This window comes from Rhodococcus sp. GB-02, assembly GCF_053470465.1.
Genome location: NZ_JBPUKE010000001.1, coordinates 1,072,365 through 1,084,746, shown reverse-complemented (window position 1 = coordinate 1,084,746; position 12,382 = coordinate 1,072,365). Strand labels below are relative to the sequence as shown.

The window sequence follows — 12,382 nt, the reverse complement described above, 5'->3', positions numbered from 1 at the left end:
GCCGACTACCGCGTCAGACCGAGGAGGTGCCGAACGGGGAAGTCGGTTCGCCGTCCACGAACTCCTTGGTCTTGGCGAAGTGTTCCGAGGTGATGGTCAGGAACAGTCCTCGGGAGGTTCCCACCACCGTGTCCGGGTCCGCTGTCGGACCTTCGACGATCACCGCTTCCGCGCTGGTGTAGACCTTGCGGCGCAAAACGCCGTCGATACGAGCCCGGAATTCGAGCACCGATCCCAACGGGATCGGCCGGGCGAAGTCGATCTCGAGGTGCCCGGTCACCACCGGTGAGCCGAGAGCCATGCATGCCATGCCCTGAGCCTCGTCGAAAGCCGTCGACAGAATGCCGCCGTGAATGACACCCGGACCACCCTGATACTTCTTGGCGACCTCCAGACGACCGGTCACTTCCAGCCCGCTACCGGCCCTGAAACTCATCGCCATTCCGGCAGGCTGGTCGTCGCCGCAGCCGAAGCATTTCGACCAGTGCTGAGGCAACTTCTCGCCGGCGGCCGGAAAGAATTCGGTCGGCTCCGGGAGGGTCAGGTCGTCAGGCAGGGTCCAGGTACTACTCATGGATAGGTAATCTAAACGGGGATCAGTCCGGCGCAGGCATCGGACCCGACCGAAGTGACATCGACCTCAGCAGGGAGTTTCTCAATGATCAGTGCGATGGCGGACACACAGTCGTCGTCGGCATTGCGAGAGACCATCGCCAGGTTGGCGCCGGGTACCGCGTTGCGAGACGGGCTCGAACGCATACTTCGCGGTCGTACCGGCGCGCTGATCGTCCTCGGATACGACGAGGAGATGGAAGCGCTGTGTGACGGCGGATTCAATCTCGACGTGGAGTTCGCCCCGACTCGCTTGCGTGAACTCTCGAAGATGGACGGCGCGGTCGTTCTTTCGACCGACGGCACACGCATCGTGCGTGCCAATGTCCAACTCGTTCCCGATCACAAGATTCCCACCGTCGAATCCGGTACCAGGCACCGCGCCGCCGAGCGCACGGCGATTCAAACCGGCTATCCCGTGGTCTCGGTCAGCCAGTCGATGTCGATCGTCAGTGTGTACGTCGGCGGTATCCGGCATGTCATCGACGGATCGGCCACCATACTTTCGCGTGCCAACCAGGCCGTCGCCACGCTCGAACGATACAAAGCGCGACTCGACGAAGTGACACGGCAACTGTCGGTCGTCGAGATCGAGGATTTCGTGACCCTGCGCGACGCGTTGACAGTCGTGCAGCGGCTCGAAATGGTTCGCCGTGTGTCGATCGAGATCGAGCAGGACGTTCTCGAGCTCGGCACCGACGGTCGCCAGCTTGCATTGCAGCTCGAGGAACTGGTCGGCGACAACGACATTGCACGTCAACTGATCGTTCGGGACTACCTTGCCGGCCCCGAACCCATCGGCACCGCGGCGATGGACACCGTCCTCGTCGCACTCGATCGCGTCACCGACGCCGACCTCCTCGATCTCACGACTCTTGCGCGGGTTCTCGGTTATCCGGGCACGATCGAAGCACTCGACACTCCGATGACCCCTCGCGGATACCGCGTACTGATGCGTGTACCTCGATTGCAGTTCCATCAGATCCACCGGTTGGTCGGATCCTTCGGCACTCTCCAGTCGCTGCTGGCCGCTACGGCTGCCGATCTGCAGTCGGTCGAGGGCATCGGCGGGCTGTGGGCCCGTCACATACGTGAGGGACTTTCCCGGCTCGCGGAGACGTCGATCACCGGATCGTTCAACTAGCGGGCCCGGTCAGGCTCGCTCTCACGCGATGTTGAACGGCTCCGGGGAGCTTCGCAATGCGCCGAGCTGACCGACAACCGTGTACGCGCCTGCGCCCACCGGATTGCGCTCGGGATTCTGCGCGGTCGCGCACTCGGGGTTCGACGTCGTGGCCGACCAGGCGACTTTGAACGCGGCTTGCTCACCCGGAGCGAGATTGCGCACGTCGGCAGCGGGCTGTGGGTAGCAGTCGACGTTGGACCACAGACGGGTCTTGCCGTCGATGCTGTAGACGAGCACCTGCTGAAGGCCGCCCGCCAGATCTCGATCACAGGGTGCCGACCCGATATTGGTGATGACGATCGTGAACGACGGCTCTTCGCCGGGAGCAAAGGTCGCCTTGTCTGCGGTTGCCTTGACCGCCAGCGAAGAGTCGGCGCACTGACCGGCCGGGACCGGGGCCCCGGTGGTCGACGAAGACGACGACGACGAAGATCCCGAAGCCTGCGTGCCCGAGCCGCCCGAACCTCCGGCAGCACCGCCACCCGAGCCACCGCCACCGTCCGGTGCGTTGGATCCGGAGGGGTTGGGGGTGAAGGAGACGTCTGTTGTCAGCGAGGAACTCGCAGCGGCCGAATCGGCCTCCGGGGTATCACTTCCACCGCCGAAGAGGGCGGACGCCGCCCAGATGATCAACGCCAGCGCAATAACGGCGGCACCAATGGCCAGCGCCCGGCGACGCCAGTAGATCTCAGGGGGCAGTGGTCCATTCGGTTCCAACACGGACTCAACGGTAGTTGGCTCAGGGTCGACTAACCGTCAGCTGAGACGGCGTGTCGGTACCCATTGTCCGGCACCAGGGATCACTGCCCCGGAAGATCTAACCCTCGACGCTCTCGCCGATGTCGCCGACAGCGCCCTGAACACGCATGTGACCGTCGGACAATGTGTACGTGACGCCGACGATCGCGCACGCACCCTTGTCCACCTTGTCGGCGATGATCCGGGACCTCTGCATGATCAACGAGCCGGTCTCCACGACGTGACGACCTTCGAGTTCGTCGACGGTGGACAAGCCTTCGTTGCGGCCCATCAGGATGGACGGAGCAACACGCTCGACCACGCTGCGAATGAAGCCGTCGGGAACCGCACCCTTGTCCAGGGCGTCGAGCGTTGCCTTCACGGCACCGCAACCGTCGTGACCGAGGACGACGATGAGCGGCACGTTGAGCACGTGAACGGCGTACTCGATCGAACCGAGAACCGAATCGTCGAGTACATGACCGGCCGTACGCACGACGAACATGTCGCCGAGGCCCTGGTCGAAGATGATCTCGGCGGCTACGCGCGAATCACCGCAACCGAACAGCACCGCTGTGGGGTGCTGCCCGTCGACGAGTTTCGCGCGGTCGGCGATTCCCTGGCTGGGATGGATGGATGCGTCGTTGACAAATCGCTCGTTGCCTTCGCGAAGAGACTTCCAAGCGGAAATGGGGCTTGATCGTGGCATTCACTCATTGTGCACCCGCTGCATTTCGGACTCTCGCCGGGAAGGTTGCGTAGACGCAAACGAAAGTTCCGCGTCGACATTCACACTTTGTGATGAAGCAGCCGAATTGGAACTTACTTCAGAGTCAGTTTCCTGATACCGTCTCCGAACGTGACCTGGAGCACTTTGAGCTTCCGAGTGTGATCTAAGAAACCCGACCAGAACGATTCGGCCGGAAAGGGGGGATGGCGTGAGCACCGAACTTGGAAAAACCGGGGACGCAACACCTGCCTCCCCCGCCAAGACGAACATGTTCTCGAACCTGCTCTCCGAGATCGGACTGCTGTTCACCTTCACCGTTCGCGTGTGCGTTGCTGCGGTCACGACCCTGCGACGCAGGCGCCTCGCCTGGCGTGAAGCGCTCGACCAGATGTGGTTTCTCGCCCACGTCACCTCCGTCGCGTCTGCTCTGGTGATGATTCCCCTCGGTGTGGGAGTGGCGCTGCAGATCGGTGCGCTGGCAGATCAAATCGGCGCGGGTGCGTACAGCGGTGCCGTGGTCGCGTTCCTCATCATCGGACAGGCCGGGCCTCTGGTGTGCGCCCTGATCATTGCCGGCGTCGGTGGTTCCGCGATCTGCGCAGACTTGGGCGCGCGAACGATCCGCGAGGAAATCGATGCGCTCGAAGTACTAGGTCTACCCGTGCTCGAACGCCTGGTCGTGCCCCGGATGATCGCGATCGCGATCGTCTGCCTCCTACTGAATTCGATAGTTCTCGTAATCGGTTTGGGTGCAAGTCTCTTCGTTCACGTCCTGATACTCGACGGTAACGCACAGAGCTTCCTACGCAATCTCGTCCAATTCAGTCAACCCAGCGACTTCGTCGTCTCCGGCATCAAAGCCGTTGCCTTTGCTCTCATCTCGGGAATCGTGGCCTGCTACAAGGGCTTGACCGTCAAGCGTGGAGCCCAAGGCGTCGGCGATGCCGTCAACGAGACCGTGGTGCTCTCGTTTGTCCTCGTGTTCGTCGCCAACCTCGCGATCACCCAGTTCTACCCGCTGTTCGTCTCGGTGAAAGGTGCCTATTGATGCACCTTCCCATCGCAATTCGTGCCAAGCGGGTCAGTTCGCGCACCGTCGACGGATTGAGTCGACTCGGCGATCAGTTCACCTTCCACGCGCGCGTGATCACCTCGATTCCGGCAACCCTCAAGCGCTACTGGCGTGAAGTTGCCCGTCTGGTTGCACAGGTGGCATTCGGTTCGGGCACCCTGCTCGCCGGCGGCGGCAGCGTCGTCGTCATCTTCGCGATCTCGTTCTTCGCCGGTTCCCAGATCGGCCTCGAGGGCTACCGCGGGCTCAACCTCGTCGGCCTCGCTCCACTGTCGGGGGTGATGTCCGCCATCGCGAACACTCGCGAAGTCGCACCGCTCGTTGCCGCAATCACCTTGGCAGCCAAAGTCGGAACCGGATTCACCGCGCAACTCGGCGCCATGCGGATCTCCGAGGAAATCGACGCTCTCGAGGTCATGGCGATTCCCTCACTCCGGTATCTGGTCACCACCCGAATGATCGCGGCACTCATCGCGGTGGTCCCGCTGTACCTCGTCGGCCTGTTTGCCTCGTATATGGCAACGGCGCTTGCGGTGATCCGGGTCAAAGGTCAGTCCGAGGGAACGTACGGGTACTACTTCAGTCTTTTTCTCTCTCCCAACGACATCTGGTTGTCCTTGATAAAAGTCATGGTGTTCGCGGTCGTCGTGACCCTCGTGCACTGCTACTACGGTTACACCGCGACGGGTGGACCTGAAGGCGTCGGCCGAGCAGCCGGGCGAGCGCTGCGCACCAGCATCGTCTTCCTGGCCTTCACCGACGTCGCCATGACCATCGCGCTGTGGGGACTCAAACCTCAGGTACCCGGGTTGACCGGATGATCGTCACCGGCACCAGTCGAATTGCGTTGTCACTGCGTGGTTTACTTGCGGTCGCCGCGCTGATCGTCGCCTATGTCTTCTTGTTCAGCAGAGGTACGGACACGTTCAGCTCCGCACCGCAGGTCAGTGCCGTCGTCCCCGCCAGCGCCGGTGCGCTGCGAGTCGGATCCTCGGTTCAGTACCGCGGCGTCGTCGTCGGTTCGGTGGCCGACATCGAGCCTGGCACCACCGCGTCCACCGTCTCACTCGCAATCGACGAGGGTGCGTTCGAGGACATACCGTCGACAAGCCAGGTGCGGCTGATGCCCCGCAACATCTTCGGCGACTTCTTCGTAGACCTGATTCAACCCGACGGACTCTCCCGTGGCCCTGCTCTCGCGCCGGGTACGGAGTTGGTCTCGGATCAGTCCGAGGTCGCGGTCCAGCTCTACCAATCGATCTCGCGGATCTACTCGCTCGTTTCTTCCCTCGACCCCGCCGACATCAACGTCGCGCTCACGGCAGTCTCGGACGCGATGAGCGGCAAGGGAAACCAGATCGGTGAATCTCTCGATGCCGTTCACCACGCGTTGGTCGGTGCGCAGCCGGTCATCGACGGGCTCGGTGACGACCTCGACGACATCGCCACCCTCGCCGACAGTCTCTCGTCGAGTGCGCCGGACATTCTCGCCGCATTCGAGAACTCCATCACCACATCCAAAACCGTCGTCGAGAAATCCGACGGATTGGCGTCGCTTCTGCGAGCCGGTACCAGCACGGGTTCTGCTGCCGCGACTGTGATCGGTGACAATCGTGACCGCATGATCACAGTGATCGACGACGCCGATTCCCTCACCGGCGCAATCACTTCACGACCCGACCACATCACCACCTTCTACACCGGCTTGCGCAATCTCACGATCAAGCTTCCGCCGGCGTTGGCGCAGGGCCCATGGCTGAGCACCGACCTGCGCCTGTCCGTCACAGATCTGTACCCGTACGGCAAAACCGACTGCCCACAATACGACGCGGCCCGCGGCCCCAACTGCCCTGCCGCCGCAGCCGCGTTCGGTGGAACAGTCGGACCGGTCGGCAGTCCCGTCGAACAGTCGCTGATCGCAACTCTCACTCAGGGCGGTACAGCGTTGGACACTCTGGTGGCCGGGCCGGTACTTCGTGGCACGACGGTGGTGGGCGAATGAGCGTGAAGAAGTCTCTGATCAGATTCGGAATGTTTGCTGCACTGTCGATTCTGGCCACCGTGATCGTGGTGAGCACCCTGATCAACCCCGTCTCCGGGCCGAGTTCGCAGTACCAGGCCGTCTTCGTCAATGCCTCCGGTCTGGTCACGGGCAGCGACGTACAGATCGCCGGGGTCCGAGTCGGGCGCGTCGAGAGCGTCGAGTTGGTGAACAATCAAGCCGTCGTCGGCTTCCAACTCGAATCCACACAACGCATTCCGACCGACGGTCGAGCAGTGGTGAGGTATGCGGATCTGTTGGGGGCGCGGACGATTTCAATCGAATCAGGCCCAGACGAACGAGCAACCGGCGAACCCGCAACCGGCAACTACCTGCCCCCCGGGGCCACCATTCCGGTGGAACAGACTCAGCCGGCGATCGACCTCACCGACATCCTCGGCGGCTTCCGTCCACTGTTCGACGCACTCGACCCCGCAGAAGTCAACGAGCTTGCCGGACACGTCGTCCAGGTATTCCAAGGACAAGGTTCCACCATCGAAAGTCTGCTCGAGCGCACCGTTGCCGTCACCGAGAACTTGACGTCCTGCGACGCAATCCTGGACCAGCTACTGACCAACCTCGACCGGGTACTGACCGTCACCACGACGAATCGACCCAACTTCGTCGAGATGATCAACACCCTCGACACACTGGTGGTCGGTTTGGCACAGGACCGCCAACATATCTCGGCCGCAGTGGATTCCGCAGGTGCCCTGACCTCTTCCCTTCAGGACTTGGTCACGCGGGTCGAGCCTGACTTGACGGGAACACTGACGTCCATCGATCAGTCGGCCCGCGCCGTCGTCGACAATCGAGACTCGCTCGCGACAGGTATCACCGCCTTCGATCAACTGTTCTCCCAGTTGGGAATCGCAATGAGCTACGGCAGTTGGGCGAACATCTACATCTGCAACTTCCAACTCAGTGCATTGGGCCAATCGGTGTCACTGGGTGGTCCTGAGCGCTCGGCGGTATGTCGATGAACTGGCTCACCGTCAAGAACCCGGTCCGCAACGGAATCATCTGCATTCTCGTCGGAGTCGGTGTCGTCCTGGCCGCACTTGTTGTCCCTCAACTGATCTTGAAGGTCAAAACCAACGAGTATCACGCCGTATTTGCCAACGCCACCGGGTTGACGCAGGACGATACGGTCAACGTCGCAGGAGTTCCGAGCGGGGTAGTCATCTCGTTGGCGGTCAGTGGCAACTCCGTTGACGTCACTTTCCGACTCGACGACGGCGTCAGTCTCGGCAAAGACTCGCGTGCGGACATCAAGATCTCGACTCTGCTCGGCCGACGCTCGCTCGACATCACTCCGAACGGATCGCGCTCGTTGCCCGCAGGTTCGACCATCCCCATCACGAACACCAGTGTTCCGTTCACTCTCGACGATCTCGGACGCAGCGCACAATCCACGTCGGAAAACCTTGATCTGCAACAACTGCGAAACATGCTGACCGTGGTCTCCGACAACTCACCGAACGATCCCGAACTCATCCGCCGCTCACTCGAGGGAATCGACGCACTCTCCGGGGTCGTCAACGACAACGACAATGCACTGCGCTCCCTTCTCACCGGGGCGCAGCAGACCACGACAACCCTCATCGAGCAGAAGGACACTCTGCACACCCTTCTGGGAAACGCAGATCTGGTGATGGCCACGATCGCCGACCGACGGGACGTGTTGAACGCCCTTGTACAAGACCTGAATCAGTTGAGTACCACCATTGCCCAGTTCCTCGGTGACAACCAGGCTTTGGTCGACTCGGTCATGGGAGACATCCACGAGGTGACGGGAGTTCTGTCCGAGAACGAACAATCGCTGACCACGCTGCTCGACAACTTCGCGCCCAGCGTCCGCTACGTCACCAACGCGACCGGCAACGGCAACTGGCTCGATCTCAACTCACCCTCCACGCTCATCCCGGACAACTGGTTGTGCGTCGTAGGGCTTGTTCAGGGGTGCCGATGACCATGACCGTCAAGAAACTCGCTGTCCTGGCCGCAATAGTGATCTGCGCGATCGGCGCTATCCTGTTCGTCACGCGTGACGAGCACCGACTCACTCTCACTGCCGAATTCACCTCCACCGATGCCATCTTCACCGGCAACACGGTGACAATTCTGGGAGTTCCCAGTGGGAGAGTCGAGAGCGTCACACCGGACGGGCCCCGGGTACGGGTGACCCTGAGCCTGCCACCCGGAACACGCGTGCCAGCCGACGCGCAGGCCTGGGTCCTCTCTCCCTCGGTCATCAGTGACCGCACAATCGAACTCGGCCCCGGCTACGAAGACGGTGAGTTCCTTACCAACGGCGCCGTGATCCCTCTCGCACGCACTCACTCTCCTCTGACGTGGGACCAGCTCACTGCTTCGGTGAACGAACTGACGGTCGCGCTCGGCCCCGGCGCCGACGGCGGTGGGATCGGCGACCTCATCGGAGAAGGCGCCCACGCGGTGCACGGCAACGGGCAAGCATTTCACGATGCCGTGCAGTCCATCTCACAGGCAAGCTCGGTGCTGGCGGGTGCAAGTCCTGACATCTCCGAGCTGGTGAAGAACCTGAACACCATTGTGCAGTTGATCGCGGACAACCAGACCCAGGTCGATTCGCTGTCGAACTCGGTGACAGTGACCGCCCGCGCGTTCAGTGAACAACGCGAAGACATCAGCGGGGCGCTCGATTCCCTGACCACGTTGCTCGGACAGGTCTCGTCGCTACTCGCCGAACACGGCGAGACAGTCACCGCCGACCTGGGTGCGCTCGCACAGTTGACCGGAGCAGTAGCGACCAAGCAGGACCAACTGCGCGAGATCATCGAAACGGCACCAACGGGATTCGAGAACGTCGCCAACCTCGTCACCGAAGACGGCAGAGCACGCGGCCGCTTGGACATCGCCACCGATCTCTCACAGTTCGACACGACGCGAGCACTGTGCGAGAAGATGCCGATTCCACTGTGCACCGGGCCGGGAATCGTCAATCCGATCGAATTCCCTTCCGCAGGCAGTTCCGAGTTGGCACGCATCTTGGGTGGAGGCAACTGATGGCGTCGAACAGGTCCGTGGCGAGCATTGTTGTGGCACTTGCCATCGCAGCACCATTGACCGGCTGCAGTCTCAATTTCCAGCATCTCCCCCTCGGGCGCGGGCTGCCAGGACAGTCGTACCCGTTGAACATGGAATTCGTTGACGCGTCACTACTTCCCGTCGGCGGCGAGGTACGGATCGGGCAGGCCGTGGTCGGCAAAGTCACCTCGATGAGCGCGGAAACCTTTGCCGCCGTCGTCCATACCGACATCGAGTCCGACATCGAACTACCCATCGGAACCCGCGCCCGAATCGAGCTGTCCACCCCGATCGGCGATGCATTCGTCAACCTCGAAGTTCCGGCCGATGCGACCGGACCCATCCTCGAACCAGGTTCCACCATCAAGCGATCGGAGACCGTGCGCGGGCCCGACGTCGCACAACTACTCGGCGCCGTCGGAACTCTGTTGAACGGCAGTGGGTTGGCTCAGGTCAAGAACATCGTCAGCGAGGCTGATCAGATTCTCGACGGCAGGGACGAGACGATCCGCGATCTGCTTGCACGCCTCGATGGTTTTCTCGGAACACTCGAAAACCGAAAGGAATCGATCAACTCGGCCCTGGACTCACTGAATCGGCTCAGCACTCTCATCGGTGACGAGAGCGCCACCATCGACGAAGGGTTGCGCGCACTCACCCCTGCCTTGGGTGTCGTCTCCGACCAACGGCAACCACTGCTGGATCTTCTCGATGAGACCGACAGACTCAGTACCGCAACCAATTCCGTACTCGATCAGTCGGCCGACCAGATTTCCGACATCACCGATCGACTCTCACCCATCCTCGACCAGTTCTCGGCGATGGAGCCGACACTGGGTGAGACGATGGCCAACCTGGACAACGCGAGAGTGCTCCTCGAACGCGCCAGCCCAGGTGACTACGTGAACATCGACCTCGACGTCGATCTCGAGGGAACCGTGACCGGAGTGCTCAACGAGATCATTCCCGGTGCCGCACCGCCACTGCCACCTCGGCCGGCCTCCGACCGGGAGCTGCCGATCACGACACCCCTGCAAGGAGGCACACGATGAAGAACCGAACTGTCTATTTCGAAATCGTCGCCTTTCTCCTCATCGCGGTGGTCAGCACTACGTACGTGCTCCGACAAGTAGGTGCTGGAGATCCCTTCACCGGAACATTCTCGGTCACCGTCGAATTGGAGAACGCAGCCGGAATCGCTCCGGGTTCGGAAGTGGCCTATCGCGGAGTCACCGTCGGCGACGTCGAGTCGGTGGAGGTGGACTCTGCCCGGGACCTCGTCGTGATGACGTTGAGCATCGCCGCCGACCAACAGATCCCCAACGATTCGCATGTGGCCATCAGCCAGGACACCGCCGTTCCGGTAATGAAAGTTCAGTTGTCCTCGCAGACCGACGGCGGCCCGTATCTGGTTGAAGGTTCGGTTGTTCCGACTGAGCGCACTTCGATCCCGGTCGCGTTGGGAACCGTGATTGCGAATTTCAACGCTGCTGCCGACACCGTCGATCCGGCAGACCTGCGAACCCTCTCGCACGAACTCGGTGAGGGATTGAACGGATTGGGTCCGGATCTGCAGGCGCTCGTCGACAACTTCGACGTACTCGCGCGCACTGTCCGAGCCGATCAACCGCAAGTCAACACACTCGTACAGAATTCGCGTTCACTCTTCGCCGCGAACGAAGACAACGTCGACGCTCTTCCCGAAGTTGCACTCACACTTCGCCAATTGACAGATCAGGTACGAAACTCCGATCCGCAACTGCGCACACTCCTAGATCGAAGCCCGAGCGTTCTCGACAATCAGCTACTCCCTCTCATCGAGCAGAGCCGTGAACCGTTCAGTCTGCTGTTGGCCAATTCCCTCGTCTCCACGCAGATCGTCACCGCACGGATGCCTGCCGTCGACGCCCTGTTGGTGGTGGTCCCGAAAGGCTTCGAGAAGTTCGGAAGCATCGTCAAAGACGGACGCGCGCAACTTGATCTGATCACAGCACTCGGTCCGGTCTGCCTCTACGACACACCCCGGCGATCGGTACAGGACACCTCACCGACCACAATCGACAAGAACCAACACTGCACGGACCAGTCGGGCCGCATCCAGAACCGAGGTTCGCAGAACATCCCCACCGGAACCGGAGCAAACACTGGAACGATCGACGGGTTCGCTGAATACGATCCTGCCGTCGGCACAGTCGCTACGGGTGACGGATCATCGATTCGTCTGGGCCTCAACGGTGGTCAGAACACCGTTCTCCGCGACAACTCGTTTGCCGCACTACTAGTACAAGGAACGCAATGACCGAGCCATCCGAACCCCAAACCTCCGCAATCGTCGACAAGCCCACACGCCTTCGCAAGCAGAGCATGCTGATCGCTGCCGGAGTCCTGGTCGTGGTCGCTGCACTCGGATGGGGTGCATTCGCGACCTGGCAGAAATCCGTCGACGATGACGCCCGCACCAGCGCATTGGAGAGCGGGCAGCAATTCGCCGCCGACCTCGCGACCTACAACTTCGGGAATCTCGATCAGAATCTCTCCGTGGTGCGCGACAACTCCGTCGGAGAGTTCGCCGGCCAATACGCCCAGGTGGCAGCCAACCTGCAGGACATGATCGTGCAGTATCAAGCGACCTCGTCCGCGCAGATCATCTCTGCCGGGCTGGCGAGCAGTGACCGCGACAACGCCGAAGTACTCGTTTTCCTCGATCAAACGATCACCAACACCAACTCCCCCGATCCGAGGATCGACCGCAACCGCATGCAACTTTCGCTGGTCCGCGAGGACGGCGAGTGGAAACTGAGCAACGTGCAGTTGTTGTGATCGGGAGGTCGGGCGTCAAAGACAGCCGTGTCGGCGACTGCCGATAAAGTGGCCTCCACAAGTCGACGTGTCCTTCGTCGGCCGGGAGCGCAGGTTCGAGGAGTGTGTCGGTAG

13 protein-coding genes are annotated in these 12,382 nt (G+C 61.6%); 10 read left to right on the top strand and 3 right to left on the bottom strand.

Features of this window, described 5'->3' with window-relative positions; translation table 11 throughout:
* Positions 1 to 13: 13 nt before the first annotated feature.
* The gene (locus ACSW29_RS05180; RefSeq protein ID WP_347871840.1) at positions 14 to 574 is read right to left on the bottom strand and encodes a PaaI family thioesterase; all 561 of its coding nucleotides are present in this window, start codon (positions 572 to 574) and stop codon (positions 14 to 16) included.
* Between the two features lie 96 nt (positions 575 to 670).
* Here ACSW29_RS05180 and disA point away from each other — a divergent pair, with 96 nt between their 5' ends.
* Positions 671 to 1,756, top strand: a complete 1,086-nt coding sequence (gene disA, locus ACSW29_RS05175) for a DNA integrity scanning diadenylate cyclase DisA (RefSeq protein WP_347871841.1) — start codon at positions 671 to 673, stop codon at positions 1,754 to 1,756.
* Positions 1,757 to 1,777: 21 nt separating this feature from the next.
* Here disA and ACSW29_RS05170 read toward each other — a convergent pair whose 3' ends face one another.
* Both ACSW29_RS05170 and ACSW29_RS05165 read right to left on the bottom strand, forming a co-directional pair.
* Positions 1,778 to 2,518 carry a DUF4232 domain-containing protein gene (locus tag ACSW29_RS05170; protein ID WP_317827578.1) on the bottom strand — a complete coding sequence of 247 codons (741 nt, stop codon included), beginning with the start codon at positions 2,516 to 2,518 and terminating at the stop codon, positions 1,778 to 1,780.
* 97 nt (positions 2,519 to 2,615) lie between these two features.
* Positions 2,616 to 3,245, bottom strand: a complete 630-nt coding sequence (locus ACSW29_RS05165) for a carbonic anhydrase (protein ID WP_124568919.1) — start codon at positions 3,243 to 3,245, stop codon at positions 2,616 to 2,618.
* A gap of 229 nt (positions 3,246 to 3,474) precedes the next feature.
* Here ACSW29_RS05165 and ACSW29_RS05160 point away from each other — a divergent pair, with 229 nt between their 5' ends.
* From ACSW29_RS05160 to ACSW29_RS05120, 9 genes are read left to right on the top strand one after another with little or no spacing between them, the layout of a single operon-like run.
* Positions 3,475 to 4,314: an MlaE family ABC transporter permease gene (locus ACSW29_RS05160; protein ID WP_317827579.1), complete on the top strand. Its 840-nt coding sequence runs from the start codon at positions 3,475 to 3,477 to the stop codon at positions 4,312 to 4,314.
* The gene (locus ACSW29_RS05155; RefSeq protein ID WP_095970882.1) at positions 4,314 to 5,159 is read left to right on the top strand and encodes an MlaE family ABC transporter permease; all 846 of its coding nucleotides are present in this window, start codon (positions 4,314 to 4,316) and stop codon (positions 5,157 to 5,159) included. The genes ACSW29_RS05160 and ACSW29_RS05155 overlap by 1 nt, the downstream gene beginning before the upstream one ends.
* On the top strand, positions 5,120 to 6,340 hold the full coding sequence (locus ACSW29_RS05150; RefSeq protein ID WP_448276724.1) for an MCE family protein: 1,221 nt from the start codon (positions 5,120 to 5,122) through the stop codon (positions 6,338 to 6,340). Before ACSW29_RS05155 ends, ACSW29_RS05150 begins: the two co-directional genes overlap by 40 nt.
* Positions 6,337 to 7,362 carry an MCE family protein gene (locus ACSW29_RS05145; RefSeq protein ID WP_448276723.1) on the top strand — a complete coding sequence of 342 codons (1,026 nt, stop codon included), beginning with the start codon at positions 6,337 to 6,339 and terminating at the stop codon, positions 7,360 to 7,362. The genes ACSW29_RS05150 and ACSW29_RS05145 overlap by 4 nt, the downstream gene beginning before the upstream one ends.
* Positions 7,359 to 8,351 (top strand): MCE family protein, encoded by a 993-nt coding sequence (locus tag ACSW29_RS05140; RefSeq protein WP_317827583.1) that lies wholly within the window; start codon positions 7,359 to 7,361, stop codon positions 8,349 to 8,351. The genes ACSW29_RS05145 and ACSW29_RS05140 overlap by 4 nt, the downstream gene beginning before the upstream one ends.
* A 2-nt stretch (positions 8,352 to 8,353) precedes the next feature.
* Complete coding sequence (locus ACSW29_RS05135) at positions 8,354 to 9,427, top strand: MCE family protein (RefSeq protein ID WP_448276722.1); 1,074 nt, start codon at positions 8,354 to 8,356, stop codon at positions 9,425 to 9,427.
* A complete protein-coding gene (locus ACSW29_RS05130; RefSeq protein ID WP_448276721.1) occupies positions 9,427 to 10,500 on the top strand; it encodes an MCE family protein in 1,074 nt (357 codons plus the stop codon). The genes ACSW29_RS05135 and ACSW29_RS05130 overlap by 1 nt, the downstream gene beginning before the upstream one ends.
* The gene (locus ACSW29_RS05125; protein ID WP_448276720.1) at positions 10,497 to 11,747 is read left to right on the top strand and encodes an MlaD family protein; all 1,251 of its coding nucleotides are present in this window, start codon (positions 10,497 to 10,499) and stop codon (positions 11,745 to 11,747) included. Before ACSW29_RS05130 ends, ACSW29_RS05125 begins: the two co-directional genes overlap by 4 nt.
* A complete protein-coding gene (locus ACSW29_RS05120) occupies positions 11,744 to 12,268 on the top strand; it encodes a hypothetical protein (RefSeq protein WP_448276718.1) in 525 nt (174 codons plus the stop codon). Before ACSW29_RS05125 ends, ACSW29_RS05120 begins: the two co-directional genes overlap by 4 nt.
* The last annotated feature ends 114 nt before the right edge of the window (positions 12,269 to 12,382 follow it).